The organism is Nocardiopsis sp. TRM 82005, from assembly GCF_056312425.1.
The window spans coordinates 120,932-134,829 of the sequence record NZ_JBWDTQ010000016.1 but is presented as its reverse complement, the minus strand read 5'-3'; the positions used below and the strand labels follow the sequence as shown (position 1 = coordinate 134,829).

Here is a 13,898-nt window from a genome sequence, read left to right as displayed (position 1 = left end):
GCCCGTGCTCCCCGCGCCCCGGTCCGGGGCGGCCCCGTCGTGCGGGACGGCCTCCGTTCCCGGAGGCCGGTGCGTGAGGATAGCGGTACGGCCCCGCGGTCAGCCCTGGGCCTCGTCGGCCGCCTCGGCGACGGCGTCCACGATGCGCGGCCCCAGATCGGTGACGTCGCCCGCGCCCATGGTGAGCACGATGTCGCCGGAGCGGACCAGCCCGGCCACCCGGCGCACGACCTCGTCCCGGCCAGGCACGTACCGCACGCGGTCGTGGGCCACACGTGAGGTGATCAGCTCACCGGTGACCCCGGGCTCGGGGTCCTCCCGGGCGGCGTAGACCTCCATCACCACGACCTCGTCTGCCAGGCCCAGCGCGGCCGCGAACTCCTCGGCGAAGATGCGGGTGCGGCTGTACAGGTGCGGCTGGAACAGGGCCACGACGCGGCCCTCATGGTGTTCCCGGCCCGCCTCGCGCGCCTCTTCGGCGAAGGACTCCAGAGCCGCCCGGGTGGCGTGCAGGTCGGCCTCGATCTCGGTGGGGTGGTGGGCGTAGCTGTCGTAGACAGCCACGCCTCCGGCCTCCCCCTTGAGCTCGAAGCGGCGGGCGGCACCGGCGAAGTCGGCGATGCCCTCCACCGCCACGTCCAGGTCGTGGCCCAGTTCGTCGGCGACGGCGATCGCGGCGGCCGCGTTGAGCACGTTGTGCCGGCCCGGGACGGCGAGCTGGCCGTCGACGGGCTCGCCGTCCGTGGTCCGGATGGTGAATTCGGTGGTGAAGCCGCGTGCGCGCACCCGGGTGATCCGGTAGTCGGCGTCCTCGGCCTCGCCGTAGGTGAGGACCTTCTTCCCCCGCTCGCGGGCCGACTCGGCCACCCGACGGGCGCCCGGATCGTCCACACCCACGATCAGGGTGCGTTCGACGCGGTCGAGGAACGAGGAGAAGTTGGCGTGGATCTCCTCGATACCGCTGTAGTTGTCCAGGTGGTCGGCCTCGACGTTGGTGACCACGGCGATCTTCGGGGAGAGCATGAGGAAGGATCCGTCGCTCTCGTCGGCCTCCACCGCGATGACCTCGCCGATACCGGCGTCAGCGCCCAGACCGGTGGTGACCAGCTTGCCGCCGATCACGTAGCCGGGGTCGACGCCCAGGTGCTGGAGCACGACCGCGACCATGGAGGTGGTGGTGGTCTTGCCGTGGGTGCCGGAGACGGCGATGCCCTCACGGCCCAACAGCAGCGCGCCCAGGGCGGCGGCCCGGGGCAGCACGCGCAGGCCCCGGCGGCGTGCCTCGGCCAGTTCGGGGTTGTCCTCGCGGATGGCGGAGGAGACCACGAGGGTCTCGGCCGCGCCGAGGTTCTCGGCGGCGTGTCCCACGTGGATGTCGGCGCCCATCTCCTCCAGCGCACGCAGGGTGTCGCTGTCTCGAGCGTCACTGCCGGAGACCTCTACCCCGGACTGCAACAGCACGCGGGCGATGCCGGACATGCCCGCGCCGCCCAGGCCGATGAAGTGGGTACGTCCCAGCTTGTCGACGGGGACCGGTTCGGTCGGCCGTACCAGGCTCATCGGGTGTCCTTCCCATCGTCGAGGAAGGCCTCGTCGCCGTCGTCGTCGGGCACCGGCATGTCGGGGGTGGGCTTGTCGCCGCGGGCGATGGCCATGACCTCCTGGGCCAGCGCCGCGTCGGCGTCGCGGCGGCCCATCCGAGCGGCCGCCTCGGACATGGTCACGACCTGGTCGGTGTCGGTCAGCACCGGGATGAGCTGGTTCACGATCCACTCAACGGAGATGTCGGCGTTGTCGACCATCAGGCCGCCGCCCGCCTGGACGATGGGCTCGGCGTTCAGGGCCTGCTCGCCGTTGCCGATGGCCAAAGGCACGAAGGCGCCGGGCAGTCCGACGGCGGTCAGTTCCGCGCAGGTCATCGCACCGGAGCGGCACATGGCCATGTCAGCGGCGGCGTAGGCCATGTCCATGCGGTCCACATAGGGCACGGCGACGTAGGGGATGCCCGCCTGGGTGAAGTCCTGGGGCTCCTCGGAGTTCTTGGGGCCCACGACGTGCAGGACCTGCACACCGCTGTCACGGAAGGCGTCGCGGGCGGCGAACGCGGTCTCGTTGACACGCTGGGCGCCCTGGGAGCCGCCGAAGATCAACAGGGTGGGCAGGTCGTGGCGCAGGCCGAAGTAGGCGCGCGCCTTGTCGCCCATGGCCAGCCGGTCGAGCGCGGTGATCTGCTGGCGCAGGGGGATGCCGATGAATCGGCCGTTGCGGATCTGGGTGTGGGGGTGCCCGGTGTACACGTGCGGGGTCATACGCGCGCCCAGCCGGTTGGCCAGGCCCGGCAGGGGGTTGGCCTCGTGTACGACGATGGGGATGCGCCTGCGCCGCGCGGCCAGGTAGCCGGGGGTGGCCACGTAGCCGCCGAAGCCGACGATGACGTCGGCCTGCAACCGGTCCAGCTGCTCGCCCGCCGCGCTGAGCGCGCCCGCGAGCTTGCCCGGCACGGTGAGCAGCTGGGGGGTGATCTTACGCGGCAGGGGAACGGCCGGGATCAGTCCCAGCTCGTAACCGCGCATGGGCACCAGCCGGGTCTCCAGACCCCGCTCGGTTCCCAGGCAGAGGATCTCCGTACTGGGATCGATGCGCCGCAGCGCGTCCGCAAGGGAGAGTGCGGGCTCGATATGCCCGGCCGTGCCGCCTCCGGCGAGGGCTACCCTCATCGTCGCCGATTCCTCCTTGGCCGGTCACCCGCCGGGACCGGTCCGTTCCTGTGCTTGGATGTCGTCCCGCCACCGCGGGGGCCCCGCGTACGTGGGCCGCGTGCTGTGGTGGCGCGCCTGGAGGACGAGGCGTCGCCGCGGTTGTTCACCGATGCGGCGACATTCTCCAGGCCCAGCCAGCTTAGAGCCCTTTGCGCACGACTGGGACCCCGAGCCTCCAGGGCCTTCTGCGCCTGGGGCTCGGCCTTGGCCAGCGCAAGGAGCACTCCGAGGGCCACCATGGTGGTGATCAGCGACGACCCCCCGTAGGAGACCAGGGGCAGCGGGACGCCTGTGACGGGCAGCAGCCCGATGACGGCGCCCACGTTGACCATGGTCTGCCCCAGGATCCAGGTGACGATGGCGAAGGCGGCCAGGCGTGGGAAGGGCGCCCTGACGCGAAAGGCCACACGCAGCCCGGCGTAGCCCAGCACGCCGAACAGGGCGAGCACGAGCAGAGTACCGAGCAGGCCGAACTCCTCACCGATGATGGCGAAGACGAAGTCGGACTCGGCGAAGGGCAGGAAACCCCACTTCTCCCGGCTGGCGCCGATGCCCAAGCCGAGGAATCCGCCGGTGCCCAGCGCGTAGAGCCCGTGCAGGGACTGCATGTTGGCGCCCAGCGGGTCGGCCTCGGGGTCCAGGAAGCTGGTGACTCGCGCCATGCGGTAGGGCTCGATCGCGATGGCGATGGCGGCCAGGGTCAGGACCAGGCCGAACATGGCCACGAAGAGTTTGCCCGGTGCTCCGACCACCCACAGCAGGCCCAGGAAGGTGATCAGGAACACCAGGGCCGTGGACAGGTTGGAGCCCAGCAGCACCAGTAGGACCAGAAGGCCGCAGCCGGGCAGCAGCGGGATGAGCAGGTGCCGCCACTCGGTGAGCTCTCGCAGCTCGTCCTTGCGGGCCAGGATGTTGGCGCCCCACAGGGCGAAGGCGAGCTTGGCGGGTTCGGAGGGCTGCACGACCAGGCCGCCGATGTCCAGCCAGCGGGTGGCGCCGTTGACCTCCTCGCCCTGGAAGACGGTGAGCAGCAGCAGCGCCGCCGACAGGATCATCGCCGGGTAGCCGACCAGCCGGAAGAGATGCTGGGGCAGGTGGGAGGCCAGGATCATCAGGGGCAGACCGATGACGGCCGAGACCAGCTGCTTCTGGAACGTGGAGAAGGCCGACCCGGTCTCGGTGATGGAGTCGACCATCGTGGACGAGAGCACCATGACCAGGCCCAGGGCGATGAGCAGCGCCCCGGTACCCAGGATCAGGTAGTAGGAGGTGAGCGGCCGGTCCAGGGACCGCACCCATTCACGCCACAGGGCGCGCTCGCGCCCTCCCGCCGCTGCACGCCTCGTTGTCGCCGAACGTCCCTTGGGCCGGGCCATCCGGGGAACCGCCGTCGTCGCCGCCATCCACACCCTCCGCACGATCCAGCGCCTCAATACTGGCGTACGGGCGAGTAGGAGACCGTGGACATTTTCCGCGTGTTGGCCATCTTTGACCGCGGGAGGCGGTGGCGGAGGGCACAGCGGAAGCCACCCGCGCACGTTCGGTCACACACGGGTGGTATCGCGCTACTCAGAGAAGCCGGTGAACGGCCTCGACGAAGAGCCGTCCCCGCTCGGGGTAGTTGGTGAACATGTCCATGGAGGCGGCCGCCGGCGCCAACAGCACGGTGTCCCCCTCCTTCGCCAGGGAGGCGGCGGCGGAGACCACCGTGTCCATGACCGTGTGGCCCTCGGGAGCGTCAGCGGCGGGGCCCTCGAGCTCGATCACGGGTACCTCCGGCGCGTACTCGGTCAGGGCCTCACGCAGGCGTGCACGGTCAGCGCCGATCAGCACGGCCCCGCGCAGCCGGTCGGCGGCCATCGTCACCAGATCGTCGACCTCGGCCCCCTTGAGCAGGCCGCCCGCGACCCAGACCACGGAGGGATAGGCGCCCAGGGACGCGGCGGCGGCGTGTGGGTTGGTGGCCTTGGAGTCGTTGACGTAGTCGACGCTCCCCACCGTGGCCACGAAGGCGATGCGGTGCGGCTCGGGTTCGAAGGCGGCCAGGCCCGCCCGAACCGACGCGGGCGCCACGCCCACCGACCGGGCCAGCGCGGCGGCGGCCAGGGCGTTGGCGACGTTGTGCGGAGCGGCCGGGCGCACGTCGGCGAGCGTGGCCAGCTCCTCGGCGCTGCTGTGCGGCTCGGCGACGAAGGCCCGGTCCACCAGCAGGTCCTCGACCACACCGACCTCGCCCGCACGCGGGGTGTCGAGGCGAAAGCCCACCAGGGGCGTGTGCGGGTCGCCGTCCTCCTCAGCCAGGCGGGTGGACCAGGCGTCGGCGGTGTTGGCCACGCGGACGGTGCCGGGCGCGAACACCCGCCCCTTGGCACGGGCGTAGGGATCGAGGCCGCCGTGCCAGTCCAGGTGGTCGGAGGCGACGTTGAGCACGGCGGCGGCGTGCGGGCGCACGCTGGAGGACCAGTGCAGCTGGAAGCTGGACAGCTCCACTGCCAGGACGTCGTGGACACGGCCGTCGGCGTCGGGCAGCACGGCGTCGATGACGGGGGTGCCGACGTTGCCGACGGCCAGGGCGTCAAGGCCGTCGGCGCGGAGCATGGCCTCCAGCATCCGCACGGTGGTGGTCTTGCCGTTGGTGCCGGTGACGGCCAGCCACACCTGGTCGGCCGGCTTGAGCCGCCAGGCGAGTTCGACGTCTCCGATGACCTCGATACCGGCCTCGGCGGCCCGGACCAGCAGCGGGGAGTCCGGACGCCACCCGGGAGAGGTGACGATCAGGTCGCAGCCCTCGGGCAGCGGTGTCCCGCCCAGGATCACCTCGGCCCCGGCCTCCCGCAGTTCGGCGGCGACCGGGCGGACGGTGTCGTCGTCGCGGCCGTCGACGACGGTCACGCGGGCTCCGCGGGCCAGGAGCGCCCTGGCCACCGGGGGCCCGGAAACGCCCAGGCCGGCGACGCAGACCAGCCGCCCCTCCAGCTTGTCCTGGCCCGGAGCGGAGCCGCTCGGTGTGTCAGAAGCATGGTGAGCCATGTCTACCTCGGCATCCATTCCAGGTAGAAGAGCCCGATGGCGATCGCCACGAACAGGCCCTGGATGATCCAGAACCGGATCACGATGGTGGGTTCGGCCCAGCCCTTGAGCTCGAAGTGGTGCTGAAGCGGCGCCATGCGGAGCACGCGCTTGCCGGTGAGGCGGAAGGAGGTGATCTGGACCATCACCGACATGGTGATGATGACGAACAGGCCGCCGATGAACAGCAGCAGGAGCTGGGTGCGGGTGGTGATGGCCAGGCCCACGATCAGGCCGCCCAGGGCCAGGGAACCGGTGTCGCCCATGAAGATCTTGGCGGGCGGTGCGTTGAACCACAGGAAGGCGATGCAGGCGCCGAGCACGGCCGCGGCCACCACGGCCAGGTCCAGGGGGTCGCGGACCGTGTAGCAGCTGTCGGACAGATAGGACACGCAGGACTGCCGCAGCTGCCAGTTGCCGATGATGACGTAGGCGACCAGGGAAAGAATGGTGGCACCGGTGGCCAGGCCGTCCAGGCCGTCGGTGAGGTTGACGGCGTTGGAGAAGCCGACGATGAGGAACAGCGCCCAGATGACGAAGATGCCGATCATCAGCGGGGGGCCGAAGTCACGCAGGAAGGAGAGGCTGGGGGCGGCGGGGGTGTAGCCGTAGCCGTTGGGGAACATGGTGACGCCGTAGGAGAAGCCCACGCCGACGATGGCCTGCCCGACCATTTTGGCGCTGCTGCGCAGGCCCAGGCTGCGGCGCTTGTAGATCTTGATGAAGTCGTCGAGGAAGCCGACGCAGCCCATGCCCACGAACAGGAACATCACCAGCAGGCCGGAGGCGGTGGGCCCGGTGGCCGCGGGCTGCACCAGCCACAGCACCAGGTGGGAGCCGAAGTAGCCCACCACCGCGCCGAGGATGATGACGCCGCCGCCCATGGTGGGCGTGCCCTGCTTGGTCTTGTGGCCTTCGGGGCCGTCGTCGCGTACCTCCTGTCCGAACTTGAACCGGTACAGGAGCTTGATCAACGATGGCATCAGCGCCATGGAGACGATCAGCGAAAGCGCTGATGCGATGGAGATGCCGATCACTGGACATCACCCTCGGTCATGAGGTCGATAACCCTTTCGAGAGCTGCCACGCGCGATCCCTTCACAATGACGACGTCTCCTGTGCGCAACCGTTCGCGTAGCGCCGCAGCGGCCCCCGGGGCATCAGCCACTCGGACGCTCTCACCCTGCCACAGGCCCTTCCGGGCGGCGTTCTCCGCACCGGCGGCTATGCCCTCGGCCGCCTCTCCCACCACGATCAGATGGGCCACTCCCGTGCGGGCGGCCAGCTCGCCGATCCGCTCGTGTTCGACATGGCCGTCCTCGCCGAGCTCGGCCATGTGGGCGAGGACGGCGATGGAGCGGCGGTCCCGAGCGAGCGCTCCCAGGGTCGTCAGCGCCGCGCGCATGGACTCGGGGTTGGCGTTGTAGGCGTCGTTGACGAGGGTGGCACCAGCGTGCTCGGTAACCTCCATGCGCCACCGGCTGGCCGGGGTGGCGGCGCCCAGCGCCTCGGCGATCCCGGTGATGTCCATACCGAGTTCGTCGGCGACCGCCGCGGCGGCCAGCGCGTTGGAAACCTGGTGCGCACCGACGAGTGCCAGATCCACCCGGATCCGGCGCCCGTCCAGGTGGAGGGTGAAGGAGGGGGCTCCCGCCTCCCGCAGGACCACGTCGGTGGCGCGTACGTGCGCGTCCTCCGCCAGGCCGTAGGTGACCACGCGCGCCCTGGTGCGCGAGGCCATCGCGCTCACCCTCGGGTCGTCGGCGTTGAGGACGGCGACCCCTCCGGAGCCCTTGCCGTCGGAGCCCGGTGGAAGCGATTCGGCCAGCTCGCCCTTGGCCTTGGCGATGGTCTCCCGGTCGCCGAACTCGCCCATATGGGCGCTGCCGACGTTGAGGACCACGCCGATCCGGGGCGGGGCCACACGGCACAGGTGGGCGATGTGCCCGATGCCGCGGGCGGCGACCTCCAGGACCAGGTGACGGGTCCCGGTGCCGGCGCGGAGCACGGTGAGGGGGTGACCGATCTCGTTGTTGAACGAGCCTGTGGGGGCGATGGTCGGACCCATCCGCTCCACGACCTGCGCGATGAGGTCCTTGGTGGTGGTCTTTCCGGAAGAGCCGGTGACCGCGACGATCTCGGCCCTTTCGGCTGCGCGCTGGGGGTCGCTGAGTTCCAGGGCCGTGTACCGGGCGAGCCGGGCCAATGCCTCGATCACCCCGTCGTCCCCGCCCTCGACCAGCAGGTGAGGTGCGTCGACGGGACGGGAGACCAGGGCGGCCACCGCTCCGGCCTCGACCGCGGTATCGGTGAAGTCGTGTCCGTCGACGCGCTCACCGCCCAGGGCGGCGAAGAGCGCACCGGGCGCTACCTGCCGGGAGTCGATGACGACGGGGCCGTCGACGACGGCGTCGGGGCGCGCTGATCCGCCGATGGCGGCTTGGGTGATCTCAGCGATCCGATCGAGCGTGAGCGCGATCAAATCCACTCCTCATGTCAGGCCCGGTCCACGGCGCCACAGGGGCGGCTGGCCACCCGGCCGGAGTCAGGTCAGGGGATGGCACCGCGGAAGCCGTGCGTTGCCGCGCCGGGCCTCACCACGGTGTCGGCATGGGCCGCGTCGTGGACGCCACCGTGGGCGGCACGTTTCGGGCTGCGATTGCCGGACCTACCTTAGAACATATCGGGGAGTCCGGGGTCCTTCCAGAGCCCGTGTGCAGCAATATGTTCCGCTTCGTGACCGTCTGCGACCCCAGCGCCCGTGATTCGCGCGCTGGACACGGCCCGGACACGCGAAGGGGCGCGGACTGCGCCCGCGCCCCGCTTCCGGACAGAGCCGACCGGAGGCCCTGACGTGTTATCCCTCGTCAGGGACCCGATGGATGTCCTGGAGAGCGACACCCAGACGTTCGCGAGTGCTCATGCCGAGGTGTTCCTCGATCATCGCGCGCAGCACTTCCCGGTCGTCGAAGGGCAGCACCTCGCCCTTGACGTACTGACCGGTCTCATGGCCCTTGCCCGCGACGACCACCACATCGCCCGGGTGGGCGCGCTCGACGGCCAGGCGGATGGCCTCGGCCCGGTCGAACTCCACCGTGACGCAGGCACGCTGGTCCTCGGGGACCTTGGCGACCCCTTCGAGCATCGACGACGCGATGGTGAGGGGGTCCTCGGTACGCGGGTTGTCATTGGTGATGACGAGCTGGTCGGCCAGGCGCGCGGCGGCCTCACCCATGAGCGGGCGTTTGGCCCGGTCACGGTCGCCGCCACAGCCGACCACCATGGTCACGGCACCCTCGGTGGTGGCCCGCAGTGCGGTCAGGACCGCCTCGATGGCGCCGGGCTTGTGGGAGTAGTCGACGAGCGCGGTGAAGTCCTGGAAAGCGTGGGGGACGTCACGCGCCACGACCGGCTCCATGCGGCCCGGCACGCCGGGGGCGGCGGCCACCCCGGTGATCGCGGTCTCCAGCGGCAGGCCCGCCTCGACCAGGCCGACGATGGCGGCCATCGCGTTGGACACGTTGAAGGGGCCCGGCAGAGCGACGGAGGCGTCCGCTTCCATGCCGCCCGGACCGACGATGCGGAAGGTGCTGCCGGTGGCGCCCAGACGCACCTCCACGGCCCGCCAGTCGGCCTCCATGGCGGTGGCGGGGTCGGCGTCCGTGTAGCCCTCCACGGAGAAGGTGGTGACGGGGACGCTGCCGTCGGCCTGCACCATGTCCACGAGAGCGCGGCCGAACCGGTCGTCGGCGTTGATCACCGCGATGTCGCAGTACTCGGGGGTGAACAGACGGGCCTTGGCGTCGAAGTAGTCGCGCAGGTCGGAGTGGAAGTCCAGGTGGTCCTGCGACAGGTTGGTGAAGACCGCGACGTCATAGCGTGTGCCACCGACCCGCTCCAGGGCCAGGGCGTGGCTGGAGACCTCCATGGCGGCGGCGGTGACGCCCCGCTCGCGCATGAGGGCGAACAGGCCGTGCAGGTCGGTGGCCTCGGGGGTGGTGAGCGATGACACGACCCGCTCGTCGTCCACGCGCATCTCCACGGTGCCGACCAGGCCGGTGTGCATCCCGGCCTGGCGCAGACCGGACTCGACCAGGTAGGTGATGGTGGTCTTGCCGCTGGTACCGGTGGTGCCGATCAACAGCAGGTCCTGCGCGGGGTCCTTGAAGATCCAGGAGGCCGCCCTGCCGAGTGCGGCACGCGCGTCGGGGACCGCGATCACGGGCAGCCCGGTGGCGGCGGCCCTCTCCGCGCCGGCGGTGTCGGTGAGGATCGCGGCAGCGCCCGCGTCGGCCGCGCCCGCGGCGAAGTCGGCGCCGTGCGCGCGGGTCCCGGGCAACGCGGCGTACAGGTCGCCGGGTCCCACCTTCCGTGAGTCGTGGGTGATGCCCCGGACGTGGACTTCCCTGTCGGGCAGCTCGGGGGGACGGTCCGGGCCCAGGTCAGGGCGTAGGAGGGCGGCGTCCGGCCCGAGCAGCGCTGCGAGGGCGGACAGGGGACGAAGTGGCGTGTGTTCAGGTCGCATTACCGGTGGCACGTGTGGAGGTTAACCGTTGCGGACGACCGGTCGGTAATTTCCACGCTGCGTTCACCGCAGTTTCCGAACCGGGCGTTTCTCCCAGGTTACGCGGGCTGTGCCGGACCCGTCGATGAACAGCCGGTGGCGGCCGGTGCCGCCCTAGACTGGCAAGGTCTTCGTACGTGGAGGTTCGGCATGCTCAGAACCGCTCCCGGCGGACGTCCGCTGGTACTCGACGGCGGGCTGGCGACCCGCCTGGAGTCCTACGGCTGCGACCTGGGCGGCGGGCTCTGGTCGGCACGGCTGCTGGCCGAGGCTCCCGAAATGATCCGCCGGGCACACCGGGACTACTTCGATGCGGGCGCGGACGTGGCGGTCGCCGCCGGGTACCAGGCGAGCGTTCCGGCGTTCACCTCCCGGGGCGCCGGTGAGGCCGAGGCCCGCGCGCTGATCGCCCGATCGGTGGAGCTGGCGCGGGCCGAGCGTGACTCCTTCGGTTCGGGCCTGGTCGCGGCCGGGGTGGGCCCCTACGGGGCGGCTCTGGCGGACGGCTCGGAGTACACCGGTGACTACGACCTGGACGGGGACGGCCTGTACCTCTGGCACCGGGAGCGGTGGCGGGTGCTCGCCGACGCCGGGGCGGACCTGATCGCCTGCGAGACCATCCCGTCGATGCCCGAGGCGCTGGCCCTGGCCCGGCTGCTGGACGAGTCCCCCGGCGCCCGCGCGTGGATCAGCTTCTCCTGCCGGGACGGCGAACACGTCAACGACGGCACTCCCCTGCGCGAGGCCGCCGCCGCGCTCGCTCCGCTGTACGCCGCAGGTCGGCTGGTGGCGGTGGGCGTCAACTGCACCGCCCCCCGGCACGTTCCCGCACTGGTGCGCGCTGTCGCCGAAGCCGGTCTCCCCGCGGTGGCCTACCCCAACTCGGGCGAGACCTGGGACGCCGACCGGCAGCGCTGGACCGGTACGGGCGTGCCCGAGGAGTTCGGGCGGGCCGCCGTGGGCTGGTACGAGGCTGGAGCGGTGCTCGTGGGCGGGTGCTGCCGCACCGGCCCCGAGCACATCCGCTCCGTACGCGCCCACCTGGCACGCGCCGGAGGAGGCCCGGGGACGGCACTGCCCAAGAGCACTCCCTAGCCGGCCGCCTCGTCCTCGAACAGGCGGATGGCGGGCGGATCGGTCTCCGTCGGCGGAACCTTCAGCGACTTCAGGGCGAAGGACATGATGTCGTTGAACACCGGCCCGGCGGCCTCACCGCCGTAGTAGGTCTCCTGCGGGTTGTGCAGGACCACCTGGACCACGACCTGGGGGTCGTCGGCGGGCGCGAAACCGGCGAAGGTGGCCGTGTAGCCGCCGTCCTCGTAGTCCCCCGTCTCCGGGTTGATCCGGTTGGCGGTACCGGTCTTCCCGGCGACCCGGTACCCGTCGATGCGGGCCTCGGGCGCGGTGCCCTCGTCGCTGGTGACCGCCTCCAGCATCAGCGCGAGCTGCTCGGCGGTCTCCTCGCTGACCACACGCCGCTGCCCGGGCTTCTCCGCCGGGGTGAACCCGCCGTCGGTGTCCACGGTCCCGGCGACCACACGAGGATCCACCCGCACGCCGCCGTTGGCGATGGTGGAGTACACCGACGCCATCTGTGAGGCGTTCACCGACAGGCCGTGACCGATGGAGACCGACGGCAGCTGGGTGCCCCACCAGTCCTCGGGGTCGGTCAGCACGCCCGCCTCCTCACCGGGCAGCTGCAAACCGGTCGGCTGGCCGAGCCCGAAGTTCTTCATGTAGGAGTGCAGGACCCCGGCGCCCACCTGGTCGGCGATCTTGATGGTGCCGACGTTGCTGGACTGGGCCATGATGCCGTTGACCGTGAGGCGCTGGGTGCCGTGGTCGGCGGAGTTGCGGAAGGTACGGTCGTAGTACTCGATGCTGTAGGGCACGGTGTACACCGTCTCCGGGGTGGTGGCCCCCTCCTCCAGCGCCGCGCCCAGGGTGATGACCTTGTTGGTGCTGCCCGGTTCGAAGGTCTCGGCCACAGAGCCGTTGGCCCACTCCTCCGAACTGCTGGTGGAGATGTCGCTCTGGGAGAAGGTCGGATAGTCGGCCATGGCGAGGACCTCTCCGGTGCCGACCCGTTCCACGATGACGCTGCCCCCCTCGGCCTCCAGCTCCTCCGCCCTGTCGGCGAGGGTCTGGGCCGCGTACCACTGAATGTCCTGGTCCAGGGTCAGCCGCACGTCCTGGCCGGGCACGGGCTCCTGGGCCAGGCCGCCCGCCATGGGGATCTGGGTGCCGTCCATGCCCACCTCGACCCGGCGCTTTCCCGCCTCGCCGGCCAGGGTGCTGTCGAGGTAGCCCTCCAGCCCCTCCAGGCCGTGGCCCTCGGTGCCGACGAAGCCGACCAGGTCGGCGGCACCGGTCTCTTCGGGGTAGACGCGCTCGTAGTCGACCTCGGAGCCCAGCCCGGACAGGCCCAGGTCGCTCAGCTCCTCCCACTCGTCGGGCAGGATGTCGCGGGCGACCACCTCGTAGCGGCTGGAGTCGGCGTCCACCTTGGCCTCGACCTCGTCCTCCGCGATGTCGAAGCGGTCGGAGAGCTCGTCGATGAGCTGGGCACGCTCCTCCTCCTCGACCTCCTCGGGGTCGACGAAGACGGTGCGCACCTCCAGCGACAGCGCGAACGGCTTGCCGTTCGCATCGGTGATCTGGCCACGCAGGGTGGGGATGTCGATGGTCCGCAGGCGCGTGTTGGAGGCCGCCTCGGCGTAGTGGTCAGCCTCCAGGACCTGGATCTGCACCAGGCGACCGGCGAAGAGCAGCAGGATCACCAGGATCAGTGCTCCGCCGACCTTGATGCGCCCGCGCGGATCGCCCCGGCGGAAGGTGCGACGCAGCAGCGGCGGAGTCGGGGGCGGGGACGCTGGTCGGCGGCGGGCGCGGTCGCCGCCGCGCGCTTCGCGCGGCGACCGCCCCTGAGCACGTGCTGAGGAACGGGAGCGCGTGCCGTCGACGGGGCGTCGCGCCTCGCGCTGGGGGCGCTTACTGGGCCGAGAGCCCGATCGGTTGGTCGCACCGGGTCTGCGGGGGTCACGGGGGCGTCGGTCCCTGGGTGCGCTCACTCACCGCTCCCGGTGACCTCGCCGCTGTCGGGGTCCAGGAAGAGCGGGGCCTCGCCCTGTTCCATCCCCATCGCCTCGGCCTCCTCAGAGATGCGCTCGGAGGTCTCCAGGTGGGCGACGGTGCCGCGCAGCTGCTGTTCCGCGTAGGACATCTGCTGGTTCTGATCCTGGAGGTTGGCGATGGCGAAGGCCTCCTCGGCCACGACGCTGCGCAGCACGAGCAGGCTGATCAGGGCTCCACCGAGCAGGCAGAGGATGAGAAGGACGAAGGGGATACGCGGTGCTCGCGCCTGCGTGCCCGCCTTGGCGCGTGTGCGCTCCGCGGTTGGGCGCGCGGCGGAGCGCTTGGGGCGCGCGGGGGCCGCGACCCCCGCGGCGGCCCTCCTGCCGCGGGCGGGTGCGCGGCGCGTGTCCGTCCTCGTACTCATCTGCTCT

The 13,898-nt window shown here is 71.2% G+C and carries 10 protein-coding genes; 1 reads left to right on the top strand and 9 read right to left on the bottom strand.

Going from position 1 to position 13,898, the window contains the following annotated elements:
• Positions 1–99 precede the first annotated feature (99 nt).
• From murC to AC0T5L_RS13125, 7 genes are all read right to left on the bottom strand, one after another.
• Positions 100–1,560, bottom strand: a complete 1,461-nt coding sequence (gene murC / locus AC0T5L_RS13155; RefSeq protein ID WP_476165711.1) for a UDP-N-acetylmuramate--L-alanine ligase — start codon at positions 1,558–1,560, stop codon at positions 100–102.
• Positions 1,557–2,717: an undecaprenyldiphospho-muramoylpentapeptide beta-N-acetylglucosaminyltransferase gene (gene murG, locus AC0T5L_RS13150; protein ID WP_476165710.1), complete on the bottom strand. Its 1,161-nt coding sequence runs from the start codon at positions 2,715–2,717 to the stop codon at positions 1,557–1,559. Before murG ends, murC begins: the two co-directional genes overlap by 4 nt.
• Entirely contained in the window at positions 2,714–4,162 is a 1,449-nt protein-coding gene (gene ftsW / locus AC0T5L_RS13145; protein WP_476165709.1) for a putative lipid II flippase FtsW, read from the bottom strand. Before ftsW ends, murG begins: the two co-directional genes overlap by 4 nt.
• A 166-nt stretch (positions 4,163–4,328) precedes the next feature.
• On the bottom strand, positions 4,329–5,789 hold the full coding sequence (gene murD, locus AC0T5L_RS13140; protein WP_476165708.1) for a UDP-N-acetylmuramoyl-L-alanine--D-glutamate ligase: 1,461 nt from the start codon (positions 5,787–5,789) through the stop codon (positions 4,329–4,331).
• A gap of 2 nt (positions 5,790–5,791) precedes the next feature.
• Entirely contained in the window at positions 5,792–6,820 is a 1,029-nt protein-coding gene (gene mraY, locus AC0T5L_RS13135) for a phospho-N-acetylmuramoyl-pentapeptide-transferase (RefSeq protein ID WP_476165821.1), read from the bottom strand.
• Positions 6,821–6,861: 41 nt separating this feature from the next.
• Positions 6,862–8,310, bottom strand: a complete 1,449-nt coding sequence (locus AC0T5L_RS13130; protein WP_476165707.1) for a UDP-N-acetylmuramoyl-tripeptide--D-alanyl-D-alanine ligase — start codon at positions 8,308–8,310, stop codon at positions 6,862–6,864.
• A 375-nt stretch (positions 8,311–8,685) separates the two neighbouring features.
• Positions 8,686–10,353, bottom strand: coding sequence for a UDP-N-acetylmuramoyl-L-alanyl-D-glutamate--2,6-diaminopimelate ligase (locus AC0T5L_RS13125; RefSeq protein WP_476165706.1), 1,668 nt, complete (start codon positions 10,351–10,353; stop codon positions 8,686–8,688).
• A gap of 189 nt (positions 10,354–10,542) precedes the next feature.
• Here AC0T5L_RS13125 and mmuM point away from each other — a divergent pair, with 189 nt between their 5' ends.
• Positions 10,543–11,487 carry a homocysteine S-methyltransferase gene (mmuM, locus tag AC0T5L_RS13120; protein WP_476165705.1) on the top strand — a complete coding sequence of 315 codons (945 nt, stop codon included), beginning with the start codon at positions 10,543–10,545 and terminating at the stop codon, positions 11,485–11,487.
• Here mmuM and AC0T5L_RS13115 read toward each other — a convergent pair.
• Together AC0T5L_RS13115 and ftsL are read right to left on the bottom strand one after the other, a co-directional pair.
• The gene (locus AC0T5L_RS13115; protein ID WP_476165704.1) at positions 11,484–13,463 is read right to left on the bottom strand and encodes a peptidoglycan D,D-transpeptidase FtsI family protein; all 1,980 of its coding nucleotides are present in this window, start codon (positions 13,461–13,463) and stop codon (positions 11,484–11,486) included. The genes mmuM and AC0T5L_RS13115 overlap by 4 nt on opposite strands.
• Positions 13,460–13,891 carry a cell division protein FtsL gene (ftsL, locus tag AC0T5L_RS13110; RefSeq protein WP_476165703.1) on the bottom strand — a complete coding sequence of 144 codons (432 nt, stop codon included), beginning with the start codon at positions 13,889–13,891 and terminating at the stop codon, positions 13,460–13,462. Before ftsL ends, AC0T5L_RS13115 begins: the two co-directional genes overlap by 4 nt.
• Positions 13,892–13,898 lie beyond the last annotated feature (7 nt).